Source organism: Eikenella sp. HMSC061C02 (genome assembly GCF_001809035.1).
Classification (GTDB): domain Bacteria; phylum Pseudomonadota; class Gammaproteobacteria; order Burkholderiales; family Neisseriaceae; genus Eikenella; species Eikenella corrodens.
In genome coordinates, this window is sequence record NZ_KV795542.1 from 16,599 (window position 1) to 39,013 (window position 22,415).

A 22,415-nucleotide genomic window follows, 5' to 3' on the forward strand; every position below is an offset into this window, starting at 1 on the left:
ATTTCCTATTTATGCCAAGCCATTTCTGCTATTTAACCCGATTTTCTATACAGGAATGAAACATTTTTAATTATTTAATAGACTCCCTGCATTTATATTCCGATGCGTTTACACTGTTGCCAACACATACTCACCATCATCAGCTTTGCGATATTTAAGTGCAGAATTTCCATATTTGCTTTAAGATAAAGGCCTAATCTCGCACTTGCAAATTGCCAGATTACAGGATTACAGAATGATGCAAGGTGTGAGCAGCCAGGCAAATTTGACCACAGATTATGTGGCAGCAAATGTCTTTGCCTAATTTCCAAAATTTAATTTATCAAGAGAAACCGAATTATGTTGTTCATGCTGATGGCCTCCGATGTGGCCGATTCAACTGAAGCCAGATTAGCTGCCCGCAGCGCCCATTTGGCCAGACTAGAAAAACTGGCTGAGGCCGGCCGGCTGGTTTTGGCCGGCCCCTGCCCCTTGCCCGAGGGCGAAACCGGCTTTTCAGGTAGCCTCATCGTAGCCGACTTTGCCTCTTTAGACGAAGCTGAAGAATGGGCAGGGCAAGACCCCTATGTAGAAGCCGGCGTATATGCCGAAATCCTCATTCGCCCGTTTAAGAAAGTGCTGCCTGCATGAGCGCGCAAACCATTCGCCAGCGTTTGGAAGACGCCTTTTCTCCTAGCTTGCTTGAACTAACCGATGAGAGCCATTTGCACATCGGCCATGCCGGCAACCAAGGTGGCGGACATTACCGGGTCCATATCGTCAGCACCCAATTTGCTGGCATGAACCGCGTTGTCCGCCAGCGTACCATCCAACAGGCATTGCACGATTTATATCCCTCCCAAATCCACGCACTGAGCATCCGTGCGCAAACACCGGAAGAATACGAACCGTAAAATCCTTTATAATCCGGCTATAACCATTTTGAACTTGAGGACGACAACATGAAACGAACTTCGCTCGCACTACTGCTGACCACGGCCTTAGCTGCTGCTCCGCTGGCCGCGCAAACTGTTGTAACCGTAAACAATACCCGCATCGATAGCTCCGCAATCGACCAGCAGGTGAAGATTATTAACGAACAGAGCAACGGCCAGGTAACCGACTCCCCAGAGCTGCGCGAAAACATCGCCCGCCGCCTCGTTACCCGCGAACTGATGATTCAAGAATCACGCCGCCTGCGCCTAAACGAAAGCCCCGAATTCAAACAAATCATCGAGCGTGCCCGCACCGATGCCCGCACCAGTGGCGAAGACCGCAAACCCACCTTCCGCCAAGATTGGGAAACCTTTGAAGGCAACGTAACCGCCCAAGCCCTAGTGGCGCACATCCTGCGTTCCAACCCTGTAACCGAAGCCCAAGTGCAGCAGGCTTATCAGGAAATCACCAACCGCTATCGCGGCACACAAGAAGTCAAACTCGGCGAAATCATCCTCAACAACCGCGATAACGCCCAAAAAGCCGTGGCCGACCTCCGACGCGGCCGCCGCTTTACCGATGTGGCCCGCCAATACACCATCGACACACCAAGCCGTGCCAATGGCGGCATCAGCCCCACTTTCACCCCGCTGAAAGATTTAGAAGAAGGCGCGCCTATGGTGTATAACGCCGTAAAATCACTCGGTCAGGGCAAATTCACCGAAACCCCGGTGGAAAGCAACGGCATTTTCGCCATCTTCTATATGGAAGCCAAACGCCCCGTTCGCGTGCCGCCGTTTGCCCAACTGAAACCACAAATCCAGCAAGATTTGCAAAACTTGCTGATCGAGCAGGAAATTGCCCGTCTCTATCAACAGGCTAATATCCGCTAAGCTTATTCAGCACAGCAAAGGCTACCTGAAACTTCAAGTAGCCTTTTGTTATGCCTGCTTATGGCAGCTGGAAAAAATCGGCAGCGGCATGGCAATACCGCCGTTTTATTTTCAGGTAGCCTTTCAATCCGCCCCACCCTCAAATTGCCTGCCTCATCGGCAACGCACGATACACCAGCAAAGTCAGCATCAAACACAAACACAGCGGCAGCCACAACGCGGGTGACTGGCGCGACAATTCCAGCATAAACACCAACGCAGTAATCGGCATTTTCTGTGCTACACCCAAAAATACTGTTGCCCCCACAAACGCTGCTGCACCCATATCGACCCCAGGCAGCCAAACATTCCAAACGCAGGCCGCTAAAAATGCAATCAGCCCACCCAACATCATTGAAGGCGTAATCCGCCCACCGTAAGCCCCGGCCAGCGTGGCCAACAACAGCGCCGCCCACTTCGCCGCCAGCAGGCCAAAAGCCTGCCGCCAGCCCAAAGTAGCCTGAAAACTCAACTGATTACCAGCCTTACCGTTGCCCATAATTTCTGGAAAATACCAAGCCATTAGCCCGATCAGCGCAAATGACAGCAAAGCCACCCACACCATCGCCGGTTTGCGCCGTGGAATTTCAGGTAGCCTGTCCATACTCCGTTCAAATGCCCACACACCCAGCGCCAGCAAAGGCGCAGCCGCCAGTGCCCACGCATTAAACCACTCATCCGGCAAAGGGAAATTCAGCAGCGGATACTGAATCACATCGCCCAACGCCGCACGCACCACCAACACCGCCGTGCCGCAAGCCAACAGCGCCGCCAGCAGCCGCTCGCGCGACCACGATAACAACAAGGTTTCCAAAGCAAACACCGCCGCCGCCAACGGCACGTTGTACACCGCCGCCAAACCTGCACCCGAAGCACAGGCCAGCAAGATTTTACGCTCTTCCTCATCAAAACCCCGCGATGCCGCCCAGCGCTCCGCCAACGCCGCACTGATTTCACGCGGCGCCACTTCACGCCCCAGCGGTGAGCCCAAGCCCACGGTAACAATCTGCAGCAGCGCATGAATCAGCGTGGCTGCCAAAGGCATTCTCTGCCCGTTCGCCACCGCCGTTTTAATCGATACCAAAGGCGAGGCCAGCCGATGCAGCATCACCCAGCCCACCCCCACCAAGCCGCCGCACAACAGCAGCACCGTCAAGCGCCGCAGCGGCGAGCTCTCCTCCACCATCACGCGATACGACAACTCTATATTCAGTGGATACCCAAACGCCAAATGCTGTACCGTGTGCAGCAGCAACGTCAGCACAATGCCGGTAATACCGGCCGCCGCGCCGATAAGCAGCAGGGAGAAGATTAACTTGGGAGACAAGATTTTCATATGGCAGATTTTGAGAAGCGCAAACGGTAATAAACGGCTTTAGGCTACCTGAAACTTGCCGAGCTGTTTATGCAGATGGTTTTCAGGTAGCCTGTATAGCGGATTGCCAGCAAATTGGCCTGTTTTGCAGCAATGTATATACGGCTGCTCTGCTTGCAAAATCCTGCTATAAAACGGCTTCAGGCTACCTGAAAATCTCTGCATCGTTTGGCAGACGGTTTTCAGGTAGCCTGTATGAGGTATGGAAATCTTAGGCCTTATGTTGCCGCATACTCAGCGGCAGGGGTTTGGAAGATTGGATACACAAAGCCGGCGCATGCTGCAATGCACCCATAGCGGTGCGAATGATCTGCGGTGCGGTTTTGCCGATACTGAATTGCTCGGGCATATTCATCCAAATACTCATCAGCCCGCTGATCACCGACATCATGAATATCACGGCCAAATTAATATTCAAATCTTCCGGCAGCTTTTTCTGTTGCAGGCTCAGGGTCAGCACATCGGTGAGCTGGCGCTGCCACATATCCTGATAGCTGCGCATAATTTTTACTACAGAATGGTTCTGCTCAGTATATTCGCACTTCAAGTGAATGATATTGCAAAATTTCCTTATTGTGTTTCATCGGTTTCCAGTTTTTGAAACAGATTAATGGTAGCGACTTCAAAACTTTCCCAAATATCTGCTGATTGGTTTTCTATATCGTGCGCCAGCTCGCTCGATATTTCGGCAAATACTTGTTGAAACAACCCTTCAAACAAATCTTCTTTATTTTTGAAATGCCAATACAGCGCACCACGTGTTACACCGGCAGTTTGAGCAATTTCGTTTAGGGATGAACGGCTAACTCCTCTTGTATAGAATGTATCCAGGGCTGCCTTAAGTAGGTAGTTGCGTGTTTTCTGCGCTTCGACTTTTGTTTTTCTCATCATTATTTCCAGATCATTAACTGGTTTATTTATTAATTAATTCTGTCATGCCTAGAGCAGGCTTTCAAGCTCACTTGCAGCCTGCCCACGCAATAATGTTGCTTTTTAGCATATTAGCATTTCTCCACCTAAACGACTATAGACAACATACAGCAATGTATGTAAGATTCTGTTTTATTCTCTGCGGCTGCTTTTGCCTTTCCGGGCCCTAAGCAGCCATAATTCATTAACTAAACATCAACTTAATCTAAGGCCATCATAATGACACTTTTCAGCATATCAGGGAAAACAAGCTTTCGGCTGAGCGCAATCGCCGTGGCTTCCGTATTGGCGCTGTCTGCCTGCAGTAAAGGCGAACAGCAGCAGCAACAAGGGGCGCCAGAACTAGTGGTAAGCGTGCTTACCGTAAAGGCAGAAGACACCACAATCAGTACTGAGCTGCCCGGCCGCTTGGAATCTTTCCGTTCTGCTGAAGTGCGCCCGCAGGTGAGCGGCATCATCAAACGCCGCCTGTTCCAAGAAGGCAGTTATGTACAGGCCGGCCAGGCGCTGTATCAACTGGACGACGCCAGCTACTCAGCCGGCCTTGCCAGCGCACGCGCCCAGCTGGCTGCCGCCGAAGCCGCTCAGGCTAAAGCCAATGCCGATTTGGCACGCTACCAACCCTTGGTGGCCGCCGATGCCATCAGCAAACAGGAATACGATGCTGCTGTGGCCGCACAACGCTCTGCCGTGGCTAATGTGAACGCTGCCCGCGCCGCCATCCGCTCGGCACAGGTAAATGTAAACCACGCCCGCATCACCGCGCCGATTTCCGGCTATATCGGCCGCTCCAACGTATCTGAAGGGGCATTGCTCACTGCAGGTGGTGCAACCGTGTTGGCCACTATTCAGCAAACTAATCCGATGTATGTGAACGTTACCCAGTCTGCGCTGGATGTGATGAAGCTGCGCCGCCAGATTGCCGAAGGCCAGATGAGCGCAGTAAACGGCGCGGTGGAAGTAACCATTATTCTGGAAGACGGCAGCGAATACCCGCAAAAAGGCCGTCTGCTGTTTACCGACCCGACAGTAAACGAAACCACCGGCCAAGTTTCCCTGCGGGTGGAAGTGCCGAACGATGACAACATCCTGCTGCCCGGCCTGTATGTGCGCGTACGCCTACCACAAGCAAAAGCCAACAGCGCCTACCTCATTCCGCAGCGTGCTGTTACCCGCGGTGCGAAAGATACCGTGGTTGTCGTGGCCGCCGATGGCTCGATGCGCCAGCAGGAAGTAACCATTGCCGGCCAAAACGGCAACAACTGGATTGTTACCGGCGGGCTGAAAGACGGCGACAAAGTGGCCATGGACGGCACCATGATTGCCGGCATGATGGGTGCGCAAAAAGTGAAAACCCAAGAATGGCAGGCTTCACAGCCGCAACAATCCGCCGCGCCTGCCGCTCCGGCCAAGCCGAACAGCGCTCCTGCTCCAGCCCAATCCAGCGCAGCAGCTTCCGCTCCAGCCGCCCAATCTGCTTCCCAAGCCAAATAAAGGGGCGTGTGTAAATGGCTAAATTCTTTATCGACCGGCCCGTGTTCGCATGGGTTATCTCCCTCTTCATTATTTTGGCGGGCGTGCTGGCCATCCAAAAACTGCCGGTATCGCAATATCCATCTGTTGCCGCGCCTACGTTCAACCTGACCGCCACCTACCCCGGCGCTTCCGCCCAGGTGATGGAAGACAGCGTGTTGGCAGTAATCGAGCGCAATATGAACGGTGTGGAAGGCTTAGACTATATGTCCACTTCCGCCGACTCCAGCGGTTCAGGTAGCGTTACCCTTACCTTCACTCCCGATACCGATGAAAGCGTGGCGCAACTGGAAGTGAACAACAAACTGAACGAAGTGTTGTCCAGCCTGCCGGCTACCGTGCAGCAATACGGCGTAAACGTATCCAAATCCCGCTCCAACTTCCTGATGGTGGTGGCACTCTCTTCGCAAACCCAAGATTTGGAAGAAATGGCCGACTACGCCAAACGCAACATCGTGCCCGAATTGCAGCGTGTTGAAGGCGTGGGCGCAGTGCGTCTGTTTGCAGCAGAACGCGCCATGCGTATTTGGGTAGACCCGCAGAAACTGCAAAACTTCAATCTCTCCTTTGCCGACGTTTCCGCCGCCATCAGTGCACAAAACGTGCAGATTTCTGCCGGTTCGCTCGGCTCGCTGCCAGCCAGCCAAGGGCAAACCATTACCGCCACCATCACTGCCGACGGCCAGCTCAGCACGCCGGAAGAATTCGGCAACATCATCTTGCGCAGCAACACAAACGGTGCCAACGTTTATCTGCGCGATGTGGCCAAAATCGAGCTGGGTTCGGAAGACTACTCCGCCAGTACCCGCCTCAATGGCAAACCCACCGTCGGCATGGCCGTGATGCTGTCCAACAGCGGCAACGCCACCGCCACTGCCGCGCTGGTAAAAGAACGCATGGCCAAATTGGAGCAGTACTTCCCCGGCGATGTTACTTGGGATGCCCCATACGACACCTCCACCTTCGTGGAAATCTCCATCGAACAAGTGGTGCACACCTTGGTGGAAGCCATGGTATTGGTGTTCATTGTGATGTTTGTGTTCCTGCAAAACATCCGCTACACCTTGATTCCCACCATCGTAGTGCCGATTTCGCTCTTGGGCGGTTTTGCCGGCATTTATTATTTCGGCATGTCGATCAACGTGCTGACTATGTTTGCCATGGTGCTGGTAATCGGTATTGTGGTGGACGATGCCATTGTGGTGGTGGAAAACGTGGAACGCATCATGTCGGAAGAAGGCCTGCCGCCGCGCGAAGCTACACATAAAGCCATGGGGCAGATTTCCGGCGCCGTAGTCGGCATTACCGCCGTATTGATTTCCGTGTTCGTACCGCTGGCCATGTTCAGCGGTGCCACCGGCAAAATCTACCAGCAATTCGCCATCACCATGGTGCTCTCCATCGCCTTCTCCGCTTTCCTCGCCCTGTCGCTCACGCCGGCCTTGTGCGCTTCATTGCTCAAACCGATTGAGAAAGGACACCACGAGGAAAAAACCGGCTTCTTCGGCTGGTTCAACCGCAAATTCACCGCCGGCAACAAGCGCTACGAAGGCTGGGTGGCCGCCCTGCTACACCGTGCCGGGCGTATGCTGATTGTGTACTTGGCGCTGGTGGCTGCCGCCGGCCTGCTCTACACCCGTATTCCGTCTTCCTTCCTACCGTCGGAAGACCAAGGCAACCTGATGGTCAGCATCCAGCTGCCGGCCGGTGCCACCAAAGAGCGTACTGACCAAACCCTGCTGGCCGTGGAGCAGATTGCCAAAGGCACGCCTGGCGTGAAAGATGTATTCACCGTATCCGGCTTCAGCTTTTCAGGTAGCGGCCAGAACATGGCCATGGGCTTTGTGATTTTGAAAAACTGGGACGAACGTAAAGGCCCGGGCGAAGACGCGGCCAGTATTTCTCAAAAACTGACCGGTACCTTCATGGCCAGCGGTATGATCCGCGATGGTTTCGCCATCGCCGTGAATCCGCCTCCCATCCGCGAGCTGGGTAACGGCGGCTTAGAGTTCTACCTGCAAGACCGCAACAACCACGGCCACCAAGCCTTGGTGGAAGCACGCAACAAGCTGATTGCTGAAATGCGCAAAAACCCGATGTTCGGCGACACCCGTGCCGCCGGCTTGGAAGACGCACCGCAGCTCAAGCTCACCATCGACCGTGCCGCCGCTGCCGCACAAGGCATCAGCATGGCTTCTATCCGCAGCACCTTGGGTACGGCTCTGGGCGGAGCATATGTAAACGACTTCCCCAATAACGGCCGCCTGCAAAAAGTGTATGTGCAAGCCGTGCCTCAGGCCCGTATGCAGGCCGAGCAAATTCTGGCTATGACCGTGCCTAACGGCCAAGGCGTGGCCGTACCGCTTTCCACTGTGGTTAGCGCCTCATGGGAAGCCGGCATGGAGCAGAGCACCCGCTTCAACGGCTATCCCGCCATGTCGATTAGCGGCGCGGTCAAACCCGGCTTCGCCAGCGGTGACGCTATGGCCGAGGTAGAACGCATCGTGTCGCAGATGGACGGCTACAGCGTGGAATGGGCAGGTGAATCGCGCCAACAGGCCAGCGGCTCTTCCCAGCGCACCATGCTCTACGGCTTCGTATTGCTGGCCACCTTCCTCGTGCTGGCCGCCCTGTATGAAAGCTGGTCGATTCCCGCTGCCGTGCTGCTGGTTGCTCCCTTGGGCTTCCTCGGCGTGGTGCTGGGCGTGTTCGGCCGCAACCTATTCAACGGCGTATTCCACATCCGAGAGGTGTTCTTTAACGACATCTACTTCATGGTCGGCATGATTACCGTGGTCGGCTTGAGCGCGAAAAACGCGATTCTGATTATCGAATTTGCCAAAGATCTACAAGCGCAGGGCAAGAGCGCGATGGAATCGGCCTTGGCTGCCGCCCACCTGCGCTTCCGCCCGATTCTGATGACTTCTTTCGCCTTCATCTTGGGCGTGGTACCGCTGTATATCGCCTCCGGCGCCAGCTCCGCCAGCCAACGCGCCATCGGTACCACTGTATTCTGGGGGATGTCTGTCGGCACGCTGCTGTCGGTGTTCCTGGTGCCGCTGTTCTACGTGTTGGTACGCAAGCTGTTTAAACCGTCCCAACACGAAACCGAAATGGCCGCTGCCCACACCAACATCAGCCCCGAGCAGGCCGAACTCTATGTTTCCGCCGCCGAACAAGGGCTGAGCGAAGAAGAGAAACGCGACCTGCATAACGACCAGTAAAACATTTTCAGGTAGCCTCTGCCGCATTGGAGGCTACCTGAAAATCATAAGGACAAAGCACATGAGAACAACCGTTTTAAAACCGATTGCCGGCAGCCTCGCCTTCAGCCTGCTGCTCTCCGCCTGCACCCTTGCGCCGCGCTATCAGCAGCCTGAAGTAAACGTGCCCGCCAGCTTCCGCTACGACACCGCCGCCGGCCAAAGCAGCCGTGCCGCCGACACCGGCTGGGAAGACTACTTTGCCGACCCGCGCCTCAAATCCCTGATTACCCTGGCACTGCAGAACAACCCCGACCTGCGCATGGCCGCCCTGAATGCCGAAGCTGTACGCGCCCAATACGCCATCACCCGCGCCGCCTCCCTGCCCGGCATCAACGCCAGCGGCACCGGCCAACGTGCCCGCGTGGCGCAGGATTTGAGCGCCACCGGCCGCTCCTACATTGCCGAATCCTACAGCGTCGGCCTCGGCATCGCCTCCTACGAGCTCGACCTGTTCGGCAAAGCCCGCAGCAACAACCAAGCCGCACTGCAAGGCTATTTCAGCAGCACTGCCGCCCGCGATTCCGCCCACCTCGCGCTGGTTTCTGCCGTGGCCAAAGCCTATTTCAACGAACGCTACGCTGAAGAATCCATGAAGCTCGCCCAGCGGGTGCTGCAAACCCGCGAGCAGACCTACCGGCTTAACCAAATCCAGCACAATGCCGGCGTAATTTCTGCCGTCAACCTGCGCGAAATGGAAGCCCTGATTGAATCGGCCAAAGCCGACTACGCCGCCGCCCTGCGCGCCCGCGAGCAGGCACACAACGCCCTGGCCGTGCTGATTAACCAGCCCGTGCCCAATAATCTGCCCGCCGGCCTGCCGCTGAACAAGCAATTCCGCATCACCCAGCTGCCCGCCGGCCTTTCCTCCGACCTGCTGCAAAACCGCCCCGATATCCGCGCTGCAGAACACAACCTGCGCCAGGCCAATGCCAATATCGGCGCCGCCCGTGCCGCCTTTTTCCCCAGCATCAGCATCACCAGCAGCATCGGCACCGGCAGCACCGAAATGAATCGCCTGTTCGACGGCATAAACCGTACCTGGGTATTCTCCCCCACCATCAAAGTACCCATTTTCAACTGGGGCAGCCTGCGCGCCAGCCTAGACGTGGCCAAACTGCGCCAGCAATCGGCCGTGGCCGCGTATGAAAAAGCCGTGCAGTCCGCCTTCCAAGACGTATCTAACGCCCTAGTGGCGCGCGAAACCCTGCAGCAGCAATACAATGCCCGTGTGCAAACCCAAAAAGCCTACAACGACCGCCTGCGCCTGATTAACCTGCGCTACCGCCACGGCGTGTCCAGCTCGCTGGAAGTGCTCGATGCCGAACGCAGCAGCTACTCTGCCGATGCCGCCGTGCTCGCCACCCAGCTTTCCATGCTGGAAAACCTGGCCGACCTTTATAAAGCCCTCGGTGGCGGCCTCAAGCAACACACTGAAGCCGCACCAGCCTCAGCAGCAACGCCGACCCAATCCACCGCAGAAGCCGCTTCTGCCCCTGCCACAGCCAACGGCAAATAATCTGGCTGCCCGCATTACGTTTTCAGGTATAGTGAATTAACAAAAATCAGGACAAGGCGACGAGCCGCAAGACAGTACAAATAGTACGGCAAGGCGAGGCAACGCTGTACTGGTTTAAGTTAAATTCACTATAGCCTGCCCTGCCGACCCTTCCGTACCTATCATGGAAAGGTCGGCAGTTTTTTATCCGGATTCACGCCGCAACTGAAGCTACCTGAAAACTTGAGGCTACCTGAAACCGGCACCTTGGCCATAGCCAAAACCATGATTTTCCCTACCAAGTCGAATACAGTACAAACAGCACCAAAAGGCTGGTTCACGCGGTAGAAGGTGAAATGCGCTTTGGCTATAATCATGCCCACTTTTCAGGTAGCCCCAATCCACACCATGCCTTCTCCCACCACCCTTTCCGCCCTGCTCTTCCAAATGCAAAACCGGCTCGGTATGTATATCAACCCGCCCACGCTTCCCAGCCTGATGAACTTCATCAGCGGCTACACCATGGCCACCCGCTGCCACCATATCGACGAACCCGACACCCTCCGCCCCTTCCACGATTTCGTTGCCCAACAACTGGGCTATGCCGAATCCACCGCCGGCTTTGCCAACATGATCCTGGCCTACGTCTGCGGCTTCAGTCCTGCCGATATCGATTGGCCGGATTTCCTATCCCAGCCGATTTCCACGCAGCAGCACGCCCAAGCAGTAGAACTATTTTACCGGCTGCTAAAAGCCCACCAACCAGCCCATTGAGCCATCCGCCCAAGGCAGTATCAGCAAAGGCTACTTGAAACCACATCGCTAAGCGTAACAGCCTCAACCCGCCAAATCTCACAACAACCGGATGTTCATTTTCAGGTAGCCTCAAGCCAGTTCAAACCCAGGCTACCTGAAAACACCAATTAACCCTGCCCCTGCCCTTGTGAAAACCCGCCCCGCCCCTATTTGCCCGTATCATCCCCATCATCAAAAGGACAACCCGTGAATCCCCTGCTCCAACTTGGCGAAGAGCCGCGTTTCGACCAAATCCAAACTGCCCACATCCGCCCTGCCCTCGAATCCGCCCTCGCCGAAGCCCGTGCCGGCATTGCCGCCGTTAAGGCTCAAAGCGAAGCCACTTGGGGCAACACCGTGGAAAAGCTTACCGACATCACCGAGCGCGTCGGTCGTATCTGGGGCGTGGTATCGCACCTCAACTCCGTGGCCGATACCCCCGAACTGCGCGCCGTGTATAACGAGCTGATGCCGGAAATTACCGTATTCTTTACCGAAATCGGCCAAGACATCGAGCTCTACCAACGCTTCAAAACCATCAAAAGCTCCCCCGAATTTGCCACCTTAAGCCCGGCGCAGCAAACCAAGCTCAACCACGACCTGCGCGATTTCGTGCTCAGCGGTGCCGAGCTGCCGCCCGAAAAGCAGGCCGAATTCGCCGCCCTGCAAACCGAAGGCGCCCAGCTGGCCGCCAAGTTCTCGCAAAACGTGCTCGATGCCACCGATGCCTTCGCCCTCTATTTCGACAATGCCGAGCCGCTCTCCGGGCTACCTGAAGACGCCATGGCCATGTTTGCCGCCGCCGCACAGGCCGAAGGCAAAAGCGGCTACAAAATCGGCCTGCAAATGCCGCACTACCTCGCCGTGATGCAATACGCCGACAACCGCGAACTGCGCGAAGAGGTATACCGCGCCTACGTTACCCGCGCCAGCGAGCTTTCCAACGAAGGCCGGTTCGACAACAGCCCCAACATCACCCGCCGCCTCGAAATCACCCTGCAGGAAGCCAAGCTGCTTGGCTACACCAACTTCGCCGAGCTCTCGCTGGCTACCAAAATGGCCGATTCGCCCGCGCAAGTGCTGGATTTCCTACGCGATTTGGCCAAACGTGCCAAGCCCTTCGCCGAGCAGGACTTTGCCGCCGTGCAGGCCTTCGCCCGCGACACCCTCGCCATTGAAAACCCGCAGCCCTGGGATTTGGCCTATGCCTCCGAAAAACTGCGCCAGGCCAAATATTCGTTCAGCGAAACCGAAGTGAAAAAATACTTCCCCGTGGGCAAAGTGCTCCTTGGCCTGTTCGCCCAAATCAAACGGCTCTACGGCGTGGATTTCACCGAAAAAACCGTGCCCGTGTGGCACCCCGATGTGCGCTATTTCGAACTCTCACAAAACGGCGCGCACATCGGCGGCGTGTATATGGATTTGTACGCCCGCGAAGGCAAACGTGGCGGCGCATGGATGAACGACTATAAAGGCCGCCGCCGCCTGCCCAATGGCCAGCTGCAAAGCCCCACTGCCTATCTGGTATGCAACTTCACCCCGCCCGCAGCAGGCAAAGAAGCCCGCCTCTCCCACGACGAAATCCTCACCCTTTTCCACGAAACCGGCCACGGCCTGCACCATCTGCTCACCCAAGTAGACGAATTGGGCGTGAGCGGCATCAACGGCGTGGAATGGGATGCCGTAGAGCTGCCCAGCCAGTTTATGGAAAACTTCGTGTGGGAATATGATGTACTGCGCGGCATGTCCGAACACGAAGACAACGGCGCACCGCTGCCGCAGGAATTGTTCGACAAAATGCTCGCCGCCAAAAACTTCCAACGCGGCATGTTCCTCGTGCGCCAGATGGAATTCGCCTTGTTCGATATACTGATTTACAGCGAAACCGATCCCGCCCGTCTTTCCGGCTGGGCTCAAGTGTTGGACAACGTGCGCCGCGAAGTGGCTGTGGTGCAGCCGCCTGCCTACAACCGTTTCGCCAACAGCTTCGGCCACATCTTCGCCGGCGGCTACTCGGCCGGCTACTACAGCTACGCCTGGGCCGAAGTGCTCAGCGCCGATGCCTACGCCGCATTTGAAGAAAGCGGCGATGTGGCCGAATGCGGCCGCCGCTTCTGGCAGGAAATCCTCGCCGTGGGCGGCTCGCGCAGCGCCGCCGAATCCTTCCAAGCCTTCCGCGGCCGCGCCCCCAGCATCGACGCCCTACTCCGCCACAGCGGCTTTGATTTAAACGCCGCCTAAACTGTAGGATAGAGAAAAGGCTACCTGAAAATTTTAGCGTTGCAGAAACTGCGCCTCGCTTCGTTTTCAGGTAGCCTTTTTAATTTAACTCAATAAATAATCAATAATTTTCTGCAATTAAAATCTTTTACTTCTGGCACTCAATGCATCGCTTGCATATTGTCTACTTGATAACACAATAACACTTTGGCAGAAGGAATATTGGTCAACCACTCAGTCTATTCAATCTCGATTTTGTTTGCTCATACTTCCACTTGCGGTTTTGTACGAAAATGAAATCACCCGGTTAATCACAGGCAAACTATTGATTGCATGATGGTGTACTTGGGCAAACCACATACAGGTTGTTTTTTACTGATTGAAGCCATGATAAAAGCCCTCCCGGATAAATTAAAGAAGGCTTTTGCAGTATAAGCGAGATGTTGAGGAGTTTTATTTAACTGTCCAATACAACCTCTGATCTAAATCCCATGCGATTGTGGCTAAAACTGAACAAAAAACGAAGTACTGGAGATGAACCACAAAGATAAATTAACAGAATAGCAAACATACTAACCTGTTAATTTTATAGATAAAATTAAACCCCTACTATCTTCTAGTAAGGGTTTATTAAGAATGTGGCACGCCGTACTTTCCGTACTACGAACTCAGAAAATGCACATCCATCTCCCCGAAATCTTTCACACCAAGAAATCTAACTCTCGCTTTTGGCGACAATCTTGTAAATCTGTGAAGGGTGAATCCTCTCTCCCAAATTTTCAGTAGCCTTTTTAGCTATCTTTGTCATTCCAACCCCATCATTATTTTTGTGCAGCATCACAATATGCCGATTCCTCAAATAACGGCGATAGGATTTAAAGGCGCGGATTTTTACCATAATCCCACCCCAGTCCGTCCGCAAATGCTCGTCGTTGTCCAAAATTTCCCACATCTTTAAGAAATTATCCACGCCGATGGTGGCTGCCACTTTTAGCAGGGTCGGATTCAGCCCGATTTGGTGCAGGTCTTTTAGCCGCGGGTCGATTTTTTCGGCAGCATAATCCGATTTTTCAAGTTCACAAAACCTGTAGGTATCTAGGTACCCACCCCCCTGGGCGGGAGGCTGCGAGGTGTCTTGCCGAGCCCCCACCCCTGGTGACCGTGCAGTTCCGTGGCTATGACTTCGCTTTTCCGTTGGTTTCATCTGCGTTTTGTCCTTATGTGGCTGTGGTATGACTTCGCTCTTTGGTGTTATGCGAAGTGTTGAGTTGTAGGAATCAGTTTGTTTTAGCCCGTTCTTAGGGTCAGTTTGTAGAACTACTGGAAACACCGTCTATCATAGATTGGTGGCAAGAAAGTGGTTCCGCCACTATGAGTTGTAGGAATCAAAAGAGACCTAAAAGGGGCTTCTATGGACGTGGTAATTTCCCGAGCAGTTCTGTAACTGGCGTTTTAATTTTTGCCAGAGGATTACCGCGGTCAACATCACCGGTCAGCTTCCGGGTGGCGAGGTGGGTGTAAATCTGGGTGCTGCGGGGGTCACTGTGCCCGAGCAGTTGCTGGCGTACGCCATCCTGCACGTCGCTCTCGGCCAGTTCGGTGCCGTACAAGTGGCGCAGGGCGTGTGGGTGCAACTGGTTGGCGGGTATGCCGGCCCGCAGGCCGAGGCGGCGAATCATGGCATGCAGGCCGCGGGTGGTGAAGCGGCGGCGCTCACCGTGGTATTGGTGCTCGGGGCAATGGCGGTTGTTGGTGGTCACGAACAGCACCCGGTCGCCGTCCGGCAGGCTGCGGTCGATACTTTTTAGCTCGTCATGCTCCAGATAAATACGCAGCAGCAGGTCGGCTTCGCGCGGCACGGGCAACAGGCGCTCTTTGCTGCCCTTTTCCAGCGTGCGCAGGCACAGGCGCGGCTCGCGGTCGATGATTTGGGTCTGCAGGTTGCTCTCGTTCAAGCCAACCACCCCGGCCACGCGCAAGCCGCAGCCGAGCAGCACGGAGATGATGGCCGCATCCCGCACGCCGGTGAAGGTCTCTAAATCCGGCGCCCAGATCAGCTTTTCGGCATTATCGAGCGTGAGGAAAGTAGGCAGCTTGCGCCCGGTTTCCGGGTAGTCGAGATTTTCCGCGGGGTTGGCGGGAATGCGGTGCGCCACACTGTGCAGCCAGCGGTAAAACTCACGCAGGCAGGCAATGTATGGCCGGCGGCTGATGGGTCTGAGCTTGCTGCGGTGCAGGTACGGGCCGGTGAACACCAACAAGTCGTCGGCGCTGACACTTTCAGGCGGCTTGCCGTCGAGCCAAGTGTCGAAACGCTGCAGAATATCGCGGTAGGCGGCAATGGTGCGGTCGGCTTTACCTTGGTTTTCGGCTTTGAATAATAAGAAGGCTTCGTAGACGGTTTGCATACTGTTTCGGGGAACCACTAGCAAAAACGGTCGTGATTCCGTGGATGAAGGAAAGATTACAGATAATATTATATTTAATCAGCAGCTTACAATCCACGGAAATCCACAAAAACCCGTGGATGCGCCAACAATTCCGTGGACTATTTTTTAAGCAACCCTATTTTCCGTGGATACGCCATTTCCTATTTTCTCCGCTCTTTATCTCTTTATCTTTTTGAAAAAATTAAAATAAATAATAATAAACGGGCAAAACGGCGCAAAACCCATCCACAGACAAAATGTCGAAACTGTGGAATATAGAAGCGAAACTGTGGATTAAAAAGCGAAACTGTGGAAGCTGATTTGCAATAAATCAATCAGTTAAGCGAAAACAAGGCGGAAATCCACAAGTTTTTTTTGAAACTGCGCCAATCTTTTGGCGAAAACGGCCTTTTTAGCCTGTTTTTTATGCAACAGGCCGCCAAAGCCGAAAAAGCCGAATGTAAAGAATGGCAGGAAAAGCGAAGTCATAACCTAAAAAAGAAGCGCCCGGGTTTTGGGCGCATTTGGAATGAAGTTACCAATTACAGATGGCCAGCTCACGGCTGGCCTTTCCCGTCTTTTCCCGGCTGATCGAATAAGCCAGCTCCAGCTCTATAGTACGGAAACCGGCAAACAGCTCGCGGATGTCGGGATGGTCGTTAATCGACAGCAGCAGGCGGCCCTGCATGGTGCGCATACGCGCAGCCAGCGCCTCATAGTCTTGCCAAGAGAACGAAGATTCGTAATCAGCCGCCTGCCAATACGGCGGATCGGCATAAAAGAAGGTGTGCGGCCGGTCATATCGGGCCAAACAGTCTTGCCACCGTTCATGCTCGATATACACCCCGCCCAGCCGTTTCTGAGCTGCCTGAATCTTATGGCGCACATTGGCCGCATTAAACGCGCGGCCGGTGGTGGCCGTGCCGAAATGCTGCTTGTGGGTTCTGCCGCCGAAGGCCGTGTGCTGCAGGAAGAAAAAGCGCGCCGCCCGTTGAATATCCGTCAGGCAACCTGCCGGCGTAGCCTGATAAAGCGCAAAGGTATCCCGCGCCGTGAGCATACAGTCGAACTGGCGCACAAACTCGTCGAAATGATGCTGCACCACCCGGTACAGGTTCACCAGCTCGCCGTTGATGTCGTTCAACACCTCCGTGCGCGCCGGCTCCGGGCGCAGAAAGAACAAGGCTGCCCCGCCGGCGAAAAGCTCGACGTAGCAGCTATGTTCGGGGAATAAAGGCAGCAGCTGTTTGGCCAGCCGCCGTTTGCCACCCATCCAAGGAATCAGGGGCAGCGGTTTATACGATAAAACGCCCATAAAGCGTCCTTTCATAAAGAATGACGCTCACGGGCGTTCTGGTTAATTGAATGCAGCGAGGAAACCGCAGCGGGCGCATTTAATCTGCACCACCGCCTTGCCTTTGCCGCTGCGGGCTAATAATTTACCACAGCGCGGGCAGCGGAGTTCGCGCACAAGTCTATACTGCATTGGCGTGATTCCTTCTATTGGGTTAGAATCAGGCCGCCTGATCGGGTGGCGGCCACGGGCTGATGCAGGCTCGCTCTGCTGAGGCTGGCGGAAGGCGTGTTCGCGCACACCAACCGCCGCCGTCTTATTCGTGATGGCTCTTTAAGCGAATATTCTCCTTTCATGCGTTTATTTTCTGTAACATTGCAATTTCGCGTCCGCTATCCAGCGGGCGCGTTTTGCTTGTCCGGCTGCCGGCAGCGCCTGATAGCGCGAACAGGCCGGATGGCGCTGCGGCAGATAGTTCCACGGCTCGCCCAGGGCGCAGGGCGCCATATCATGGCGCAGCATCGGCGTAGGGCGGTCCGCTTCATCCGAGCCTTTTTCATAAGTGCACCAATGCAGGCAGGATAGGCAGCTGCTCATTCCCCCAACCCCTTTACCTGCGGGCCTATAGGCAGCGGCATCCAATAGTCGGGATCAAAGCTCACTTCCACCATGTCCCAGTCATTATCATATTCCATATAAAAGAATTTCTTCCCGTTAAACTGGCAGATCCTCGCTTCACAACCGGCAGCACTGACTAAATAATCGCCTTCTTTTTCAGGCAGCCTGTATTTCACACCAATCCAGCTCCAATCTGTCAATCCATCGGCCACACCGGCCAAATAAGCATGGTTGCATTCATGTGCCGTCCGTTCCGCCTGCTCACTCCACGCCTTCCATGCGGTCTCCATCACGTCATTCAAAGCATCCGGCTCATATTTAACCAGCGCATTGAACCATATTTCAAAAACTTGGCGCGCCAAGCTGGGTATTTCCTGTTCCATTACATTTCCTTTGGGTTAAAGAAATCTTCTATCCGTGCGCCTATCCAGCGCATCACCGGCACGGCCATGCTGTTGCCGATGGCTTTGTAGCGCAGGCTATCCGGGCAGTCGGCGGCGGGTTTGCCGCGCCACGGGATTTGTGTGTGCCCGGCGGGGAAGCCCTGCAGGCGCTCGCACTCTACCGGCATCAGGCGGCGCACCTGCAGGCCGTCTGAAACGGCGTGACGGTCGGTGGTGGTGAGGGTGTAGCAGATGCCGCTATCGTCTGCGCCCAGTCCGTTTCCGCCGCCTGTGGGGGCTTTGTTGATGGTGCTGCCATTGATGCAAACAACGTTGGTATTGCCGCTGTGCTGGCAGTCCAAAGCAAACGCCTGGTCGGATGTGCAGGGGTCTTGCCGCCCGTGTACGACGATTAGGTCGGTGGCGTCTTTGTGGTCGCGGGCTTTGACGGTGCCTGCGGTGCCGTCTTGGGTGTAGTCACCAAAGCCGCGCATACGGCAGGCGAGCAGGGTTTCGCTGTCGCCCTGCACGGCGCCGCCACTGGCCCTTACCGTGCCGCAGACGGCGGATTGTTTGTAGTTTCCAAAGCTGCCCTCAACAAAGGCGGCAGGGTTTTGCCCCGCCTCGCCGCCCGCTGCAGGATGCCCTGCTTGGCTTTTTCGCTCAAAAAGTATTTCGGCGGGGCGGAGGCTTCCAGCACTTGCGAGAGCGAACACGCGGCGGCGCCGTTGGGGTACTCTGAAATATTGGGCATCAAGGATGCGCCAGGCGATTTCGCGGGCGGGGCCAAACACAGCACCCGCGTTCGTCCATTTCTGCCCTGCCGGCTCAAGCGGTAGGCTTTCTCCGGCCAGTCCGCCCAAAAAACAGCCGAAGGCGTTGTCTTTGGTGTTGAGCACGCCCGGCACGTTTTCCCAGACGAGGATGCAGGGCGGCCTTCCGGCGCGCTGCCGAATAAAGTCAATTGCATCTAATATCCTAATCAAGACTAAGGTTAAATTGCCGCGCTCGTCGTCCAAACTGCCGCGCAACCCGGCCACGGAAAACGCCTGGCAGGGCGTGCCGCCGACAAGGATGTCGGGCGCTTCAACCGCACCGGAGAGGATTTTGCCGACGAGTAGGGTCATGTCGCCGTGATTGGGGATGTGCGGCCAATGGTGGGCAAGGACGGCGGACGGGAACGGCTCGATTTCGGCAAACCATGCGGGCTGCCAGCCGAGCGGCTCCCACGCCACGGATGCGGCTTCAATACCGCTGCACAGGCTGCCGTAGCGCATTTCAGGTAGCCTCCTTCATGAAAGTAAACCAATGCGTCTGTGTTTGGTTTCGTTTGTGTTTCATGGTGGTATGCCCAAACAGCGGCTGTTGGTCGGTCAAAGCCAATATCTCTTTCACGGGGATTTGGTTTTCGTTCCATTTGAAAATCAGCACGCCACCGTCTTCCAACACGCGGAAACATTCGGCGAAGGCACGGCGCAGGTCTTCGCGCCAGTCCGATCCAAGCGTACCGTATTTTTTGGCCAACCATGATTTCCGTCCGGCATGGACAAGGTGCGGCGGGTCGAGCACCACTAATTTAAACTGACCGTCCGGGAACGGAAGTGCGGTAAAGTCGAGCTGCACATCCGGTCGGATTTCTAAATGCCGCAGGTATTGGCGGTCTTTGAGCAGGTGGGTTTCAGAACGAGCATCACCGAATAGACAACGCTGGTCATTTTTATCAAACCACATCATGCGGCTGCCGCAGCAGGGGTCTAGGATGGTTGGCATTTCAGGTAGCCTTTTCAAATCTCTTTATTCCAAACCGCCTGCCCAATCACCCACAGCATCATGCCGGATACGATAATCACGACCACGGCTGCCGCTGCGCTGGCCAAGTGCCATAGGAATTTCGCTATTTCAAACATGTTTCCCTCCTACAAATTCAGGTAGCCTGAATAAACGCATCAAGATTTACCAGCGACACACCGAACAGGCGGCAGAAGTCGGCCACGCGTGCGGCGGCCTGGCCGGCCACGCTTTTCAGTTGGTCGATAGCCTGCAGGTAGATTTGTTTGTGCCGGCGGGCGGCGGTGAGCGTCCACGGCCGCGCGAAATCCACCTCAGCCCACAGCAGGTTGTGCAGCTGGTGCAGCATGATCAGGCAGTTTTTCTTCAATTCCGCCTGTCCGGCCCCGGCTTGCTCGGCAGCGGCTTTTAGTGTGCCGCCGGCAAGCAGCTGTTTCAGCGCGGCGGCGGTGTAGTCCGGCAGGGCGATGATGACGGCGATACAGGCCAGCTGGCCGCAGGCGGCGGCGTGGTCGTTGCATTCCACCAGCAGGGTGGCACTGGTGTGCTCCATTTCGCGGTCGAAGCTGTTTACCAGCGCACTCAACCACGGGAAGCGGCGAGGCCCATCTTGGGGGCTGGCTTCCAGCTCCTGCTGCGCCTTATCGGCGGCATCTTTGTATTTCGGGCGCTCCTGCAGCAGGCACATGGTGCGGATGTTGTCGAGGAAGTGCTGGAAGTAGCGAACCCCGTCCACATCGTGCTCCTGTTTGAGCTGAAACAGATACAGATGCAGCTTAATGCGCGAATCGAGCAGGGCAGTTTCAGGCAGCCTTTGCGGGTTTTTCAGCAAGAGCAGGCGGTTTTGCGCGTGCGGCTGGCGCAAGGTACGGGCGGGCGCGCCCGGTTTGCGCGCGGCCTGCCGCTCAGCTTGGCGGCGTTGTAGGCGGTTCATGATGCTTCTCCTTTACAGCGTTGGAAAGAGACTACCCACACCCACGGGTTTGCATCCCAAGAATCAAAGCCGTTCAGGTAGCACCAGTAGTTGAAAAATTTGTCGATGGGGCAATTCGTCCCCGGGTAGTTATCCGTACCCTCCGCCTGCGCATCCTCCCGGCTGATGGCCTGCAGCCGTTCCACTTTGATCCTGACGACTTCCAGCAGGAGGCGGCTGTGTTTGCGCGGCATATGGATGGATGGTCTCCAGCGGGTATCACTGGGTGCGCCATCATCCGCCTTGTAGAGTAAGTTGCCTGTTTCCGGGTGTAGCGCCCAAGCCTCGCGCACCCATAAGCGGTCGCCGACTTGTCCGTAAGGGCAAGGGATGACGGCGGCGTTTTCAACGGCGGGCGGGCGCACTCCGAAACCGCGTGCCATTTGGTCGGTCAGCACGGCAGACTGTGGCTTAACGATGCGCCGGGTCTGCGTTTTGCGGCCGGCCAAAATCGCCTGTACCATCGGACCGCTAAATAAAATCGGGCGTTCTTTCATTTTGTTTCCCCTTCTAACAGCTCGACGGCTTCGAATTCGATAATGCGGCGGGTCGTATCGTCTGGCTCGGTACCGTCTTTCTTCACTTCGTAGCAGGCGGCGTGATGCTGACTGATGCCGGTAATGGTGCCGGTGATGTTGTTCCATTGCAGCAGGCTGCGCACGCGGCTGCCTACCGGATACGGCGGCTGGATGTTGTTTTCTGCCGCCCATTGCTTTTTCTCCCGTTCCAGTCTGTGGTGCAGGTACATGCTGTAGCTGTCGAGCGTTTCGACCAGATCCATGTCGATATTTTCCCAGCCGGCGCGGGTATCCAGCTCTTTGGCCAATTCGTAGCCATCGCTGCTGATGGTGGAATGCATGGCGATATCGTCTGCCATGTGCTCGATGCTATGCTGATTGACCCGCTCGGGTTCAATATCCGGATGGGCCTGCAAAAATTCGAAGGCGGCCTGCAGTTTGATTTCGTAATTCACGCTGGGGCGCGGCGGGTTGTATGTGATTTTCATATTGCTTTTCCCTGTGTTGAATAGCTGTTTTTAATTCGGCTCGACTTGGCCTTCGTATTCGGTGTTTTCCACAATTTCAAATTCATGGTCATATACGCTTCTAATCCATGATGACTTGAGCAAAATGCCGCGCGAACCATCCAGCGGGATATAGCCCTCTGCCTTATTGAAGGATTCGACCAAATCGTCATGCCACCAGTCTTCGCCTATCGTGTTGTAGAAACAGTAGTTGGCCAGTTTCTGCAGCCACGCCTGCAGGTGCACCTCAAACGGTGCATCGGCACTTGGGCAGCCGTGCCAAAATAAACTCATCATACGGATGTATTGTTTTACCTCCGGAATATCGAAATCAATCGCTACTTCGATTTCGCATAAATCGCCGAAGTTACCGTCAAAACAGACTTTAAAAAGCTGCTTTCCGGTGGTTTTCAATTCGCTTGCTTGCATTCTTTCTATCTCCAAA

At 55.3% G+C, this 22,415-nt stretch carries 25 protein-coding genes; 8 read left to right on the forward strand and 17 right to left on the reverse strand.

The window, feature by feature from the left end; genetic code table 11:
- The first annotated feature begins 336 nt into the window (after positions 1-336).
- The 3 genes from HMPREF2541_RS04965 to HMPREF2541_RS04975 are packed head-to-tail and all read left to right on the forward strand — an operon-like array spanning position 337 to position 1,808.
- Positions 337-630, forward strand: a complete 294-nt coding sequence (locus tag HMPREF2541_RS04965; protein WP_179209346.1) for a YciI family protein — start codon at positions 337-339, stop codon at positions 628-630.
- The gene (locus HMPREF2541_RS04970) at positions 627-893 is read left to right on the forward strand and encodes a BolA family protein (protein ID WP_003824303.1); all 267 of its coding nucleotides are present in this window, start codon (positions 627-629) and stop codon (positions 891-893) included. Before HMPREF2541_RS04965 ends, HMPREF2541_RS04970 begins: the two co-directional genes overlap by 4 nt.
- 48 nt (positions 894-941) lie before the next feature.
- Positions 942-1,808, forward strand: a complete 867-nt coding sequence (locus HMPREF2541_RS04975) for a peptidyl-prolyl cis-trans isomerase (RefSeq protein WP_003824302.1) — start codon at positions 942-944, stop codon at positions 1,806-1,808.
- A gap of 139 nt (positions 1,809-1,947) precedes the next feature.
- On the opposite strand, the gene HMPREF2541_RS04980 is transcribed toward HMPREF2541_RS04975, so the two are convergent.
- From HMPREF2541_RS04980 to HMPREF2541_RS12475, 3 genes are all read right to left on the reverse strand, one after another.
- Entirely contained in the window at positions 1,948-3,183 is a 1,236-nt protein-coding gene (locus tag HMPREF2541_RS04980) for a chloride channel protein (protein WP_003824300.1), read from the reverse strand.
- A 250-nt stretch (positions 3,184-3,433) separates the two neighbouring features.
- Positions 3,434-3,769: a hypothetical protein gene (locus tag HMPREF2541_RS12470; protein ID WP_246824972.1), complete on the reverse strand. Its 336-nt coding sequence runs from the start codon at positions 3,767-3,769 to the stop codon at positions 3,434-3,436.
- A 23-nt stretch (positions 3,770-3,792) separates the two neighbouring features.
- Positions 3,793-4,110 (reverse strand): TetR family transcriptional regulator, encoded by a 318-nt coding sequence (locus HMPREF2541_RS12475; protein ID WP_246824973.1) that lies wholly within the window; start codon positions 4,108-4,110, stop codon positions 3,793-3,795.
- 261 nt (positions 4,111-4,371) lie between these two features.
- Here HMPREF2541_RS12475 and HMPREF2541_RS04990 point away from each other — a divergent pair, with 261 nt between their 5' ends.
- The 3 genes from HMPREF2541_RS04990 (at position 4,372) to HMPREF2541_RS05000 (ending at position 10,467) form a co-directional block, all read left to right on the forward strand.
- Positions 4,372-5,646: an efflux RND transporter periplasmic adaptor subunit gene (locus HMPREF2541_RS04990; RefSeq protein ID WP_070542018.1), complete on the forward strand. Its 1,275-nt coding sequence runs from the start codon at positions 4,372-4,374 to the stop codon at positions 5,644-5,646.
- 14 nt (positions 5,647-5,660) lie between these two features.
- On the forward strand, positions 5,661-8,909 hold the full coding sequence (locus tag HMPREF2541_RS04995) for an efflux RND transporter permease subunit (RefSeq protein WP_070542021.1): 3,249 nt from the start codon (positions 5,661-5,663) through the stop codon (positions 8,907-8,909).
- A gap of 61 nt (positions 8,910-8,970) precedes the next feature.
- Positions 8,971-10,467, forward strand: a complete 1,497-nt coding sequence (locus HMPREF2541_RS05000; RefSeq protein WP_003824294.1) for an efflux transporter outer membrane subunit — start codon at positions 8,971-8,973, stop codon at positions 10,465-10,467.
- A 161-nt stretch (positions 10,468-10,628) separates the two neighbouring features.
- On the opposite strand, the gene HMPREF2541_RS05005 is transcribed toward HMPREF2541_RS05000, so the two are convergent.
- Positions 10,629-10,823 (reverse strand): hypothetical protein, encoded by a 195-nt coding sequence (locus tag HMPREF2541_RS05005; RefSeq protein WP_070542023.1) that lies wholly within the window; start codon positions 10,821-10,823, stop codon positions 10,629-10,631.
- Between HMPREF2541_RS05005 and HMPREF2541_RS05010 the strand changes: the two genes are divergently transcribed.
- Together HMPREF2541_RS05010 and HMPREF2541_RS05015 are read left to right on the forward strand one after the other, a co-directional pair.
- Entirely contained in the window at positions 10,822-11,220 is a 399-nt protein-coding gene (locus tag HMPREF2541_RS05010) for a hypothetical protein (protein ID WP_070542027.1), read from the forward strand. The genes HMPREF2541_RS05005 and HMPREF2541_RS05010 overlap by 2 nt on opposite strands.
- Before the next feature lie 228 nt (positions 11,221-11,448).
- Entirely contained in the window at positions 11,449-13,482 is a 2,034-nt protein-coding gene (locus HMPREF2541_RS05015; RefSeq protein ID WP_070542030.1) for a M3 family metallopeptidase, read from the forward strand.
- Between the two features lie 694 nt (positions 13,483-14,176).
- Here the strand turns inward: HMPREF2541_RS05015 and HMPREF2541_RS05020 are convergent.
- The 13 genes from HMPREF2541_RS05020 to HMPREF2541_RS05070 all read right to left on the reverse strand — a co-directional run bounded on the left by HMPREF2541_RS05020 (position 14,177) and on the right by HMPREF2541_RS05070 (position 22,384).
- Positions 14,177-14,665 (reverse strand): hypothetical protein, encoded by a 489-nt coding sequence (locus HMPREF2541_RS05020; RefSeq protein ID WP_070542033.1) that lies wholly within the window; start codon positions 14,663-14,665, stop codon positions 14,177-14,179.
- 205 nt (positions 14,666-14,870) lie between these two features.
- On the reverse strand, positions 14,871-15,869 hold the full coding sequence (locus HMPREF2541_RS05025; RefSeq protein ID WP_070542036.1) for a tyrosine-type recombinase/integrase: 999 nt from the start codon (positions 15,867-15,869) through the stop codon (positions 14,871-14,873).
- A 556-nt stretch (positions 15,870-16,425) separates the two neighbouring features.
- On the reverse strand, positions 16,426-17,205 hold the full coding sequence (locus HMPREF2541_RS05030; RefSeq protein WP_070542039.1) for a DNA adenine methylase: 780 nt from the start codon (positions 17,203-17,205) through the stop codon (positions 16,426-16,428).
- Positions 17,206-17,247: 42 nt separating this feature from the next.
- Positions 17,248-17,376, reverse strand: a complete 129-nt coding sequence (locus HMPREF2541_RS11565) for a Com family DNA-binding transcriptional regulator (protein WP_083296770.1) — start codon at positions 17,374-17,376, stop codon at positions 17,248-17,250.
- A 168-nt stretch (positions 17,377-17,544) separates the two neighbouring features.
- Positions 17,545-17,781, reverse strand: coding sequence for a hypothetical protein (locus HMPREF2541_RS05035; RefSeq protein WP_070542043.1), 237 nt, complete (start codon positions 17,779-17,781; stop codon positions 17,545-17,547).
- Positions 17,778-18,185: a DUF551 domain-containing protein gene (locus HMPREF2541_RS05040; protein WP_070542045.1), complete on the reverse strand. Its 408-nt coding sequence runs from the start codon at positions 18,183-18,185 to the stop codon at positions 17,778-17,780. Before HMPREF2541_RS05040 ends, HMPREF2541_RS05035 begins: the two co-directional genes overlap by 4 nt.
- A complete protein-coding gene (locus tag HMPREF2541_RS05045) occupies positions 18,185-19,462 on the reverse strand; it encodes a DNA cytosine methyltransferase (RefSeq protein WP_070542048.1) in 1,278 nt (425 codons plus the stop codon). The genes HMPREF2541_RS05040 and HMPREF2541_RS05045 overlap by 1 nt, the downstream gene beginning before the upstream one ends.
- A gap of 1 nt (position 19,463) precedes the next feature.
- Positions 19,464-19,955: a class I SAM-dependent methyltransferase gene (locus tag HMPREF2541_RS05050; RefSeq protein ID WP_064086216.1), complete on the reverse strand. Its 492-nt coding sequence runs from the start codon at positions 19,953-19,955 to the stop codon at positions 19,464-19,466.
- A 14-nt stretch (positions 19,956-19,969) separates the two neighbouring features.
- Entirely contained in the window at positions 19,970-20,092 is a 123-nt protein-coding gene (locus HMPREF2541_RS12530) for a hypothetical protein (RefSeq protein ID WP_256388663.1), read from the reverse strand.
- A 17-nt stretch (positions 20,093-20,109) separates the two neighbouring features.
- Positions 20,110-20,907, reverse strand: coding sequence for a hypothetical protein (locus HMPREF2541_RS05055; protein ID WP_070542051.1), 798 nt, complete (start codon positions 20,905-20,907; stop codon positions 20,110-20,112).
- Positions 20,904-21,443 (reverse strand): hypothetical protein, encoded by a 540-nt coding sequence (locus HMPREF2541_RS05060; protein ID WP_070542054.1) that lies wholly within the window; start codon positions 21,441-21,443, stop codon positions 20,904-20,906. Before HMPREF2541_RS05060 ends, HMPREF2541_RS05055 begins: the two co-directional genes overlap by 4 nt.
- Positions 21,440-21,952 carry a hypothetical protein gene (locus HMPREF2541_RS05065; protein WP_070542057.1) on the reverse strand — a complete coding sequence of 171 codons (513 nt, stop codon included), beginning with the start codon at positions 21,950-21,952 and terminating at the stop codon, positions 21,440-21,442. Before HMPREF2541_RS05065 ends, HMPREF2541_RS05060 begins: the two co-directional genes overlap by 4 nt.
- A gap of 30 nt (positions 21,953-21,982) precedes the next feature.
- Entirely contained in the window at positions 21,983-22,384 is a 402-nt protein-coding gene (locus HMPREF2541_RS05070) for a hypothetical protein (RefSeq protein ID WP_141744202.1), read from the reverse strand.
- Between the last annotated feature and the right edge of the window lie 31 nt (positions 22,385-22,415).

Coding starts and splice junctions, on each gene's coding strand:
- HMPREF2541_RS04970 (WP_003824303.1), top strand. CDS start 627: ATGAGCGCGCAAACCATTCGCCAGCGTTTGGAAGACGCCTTTTCTCCT.
- HMPREF2541_RS04975 (WP_003824302.1), top strand. CDS start 942: ATGAAACGAACTTCGCTCGCACTACTGCTGACCACGGCCTTAGCTGCT.
- HMPREF2541_RS04980 (WP_003824300.1), bottom strand. CDS start 3,183: ATGAAAATCTTGTCTCCCAAGTTAATCTTCTCCCTGCTGCTTATCGGC.
- HMPREF2541_RS12475 (WP_246824973.1), bottom strand. CDS start 4,110: ATGAGAAAAACAAAAGTCGAAGCGCAGAAAACACGCAACTACCTACTT.
- HMPREF2541_RS04990 (WP_070542018.1), top strand. CDS start 4,372: ATGACACTTTTCAGCATATCAGGGAAAACAAGCTTTCGGCTGAGCGCA.
- HMPREF2541_RS04995 (WP_070542021.1), top strand. CDS start 5,661: ATGGCTAAATTCTTTATCGACCGGCCCGTGTTCGCATGGGTTATCTCC.
- HMPREF2541_RS05000 (WP_003824294.1), top strand. CDS start 8,971: ATGAGAACAACCGTTTTAAAACCGATTGCCGGCAGCCTCGCCTTCAGC.
- HMPREF2541_RS05010 (WP_070542027.1), top strand. CDS start 10,822: ATGCCCACTTTTCAGGTAGCCCCAATCCACACCATGCCTTCTCCCACC.
- HMPREF2541_RS05005 (WP_070542023.1), bottom strand. CDS start 10,823: ATGATTATAGCCAAAGCGCATTTCACCTTCTACCGCGTGAACCAGCCT.
- HMPREF2541_RS05020 (WP_070542033.1), bottom strand. CDS start 14,665: ATGAAACCAACGGAAAAGCGAAGTCATAGCCACGGAACTGCACGGTCA.
- HMPREF2541_RS05025 (WP_070542036.1), bottom strand. CDS start 15,869: ATGCAAACCGTCTACGAAGCCTTCTTATTATTCAAAGCCGAAAACCAA.
- HMPREF2541_RS05030 (WP_070542039.1), bottom strand. CDS start 17,205: ATGGGCGTTTTATCGTATAAACCGCTGCCCCTGATTCCTTGGATGGGT.
- HMPREF2541_RS11565 (WP_083296770.1), bottom strand. CDS start 17,376: ATGCAGTATAGACTTGTGCGCGAACTCCGCTGCCCGCGCTGTGGTAAA.
- HMPREF2541_RS05035 (WP_070542043.1), bottom strand. CDS start 17,781: ATGAGCAGCTGCCTATCCTGCCTGCATTGGTGCACTTATGAAAAAGGC.
- HMPREF2541_RS05040 (WP_070542045.1), bottom strand. CDS start 18,185: ATGGAACAGGAAATACCCAGCTTGGCGCGCCAAGTTTTTGAAATATGG.
- HMPREF2541_RS05045 (WP_070542048.1), bottom strand. CDS start 19,462: ATGCGCTACGGCAGCCTGTGCAGCGGTATTGAAGCCGCATCCGTGGCG.
- HMPREF2541_RS05050 (WP_064086216.1), bottom strand. CDS start 19,955: ATGCCAACCATCCTAGACCCCTGCTGCGGCAGCCGCATGATGTGGTTT.
- HMPREF2541_RS12530 (WP_256388663.1), bottom strand. CDS start 20,092: ATGTTTGAAATAGCGAAATTCCTATGGCACTTGGCCAGCGCAGCGGCA.
- HMPREF2541_RS05055 (WP_070542051.1), bottom strand. CDS start 20,907: ATGAACCGCCTACAACGCCGCCAAGCTGAGCGGCAGGCCGCGCGCAAA.
- HMPREF2541_RS05060 (WP_070542054.1), bottom strand. CDS start 21,443: ATGAAAGAACGCCCGATTTTATTTAGCGGTCCGATGGTACAGGCGATT.
- HMPREF2541_RS05065 (WP_070542057.1), bottom strand. CDS start 21,952: ATGAAAATCACATACAACCCGCCGCGCCCCAGCGTGAATTACGAAATC.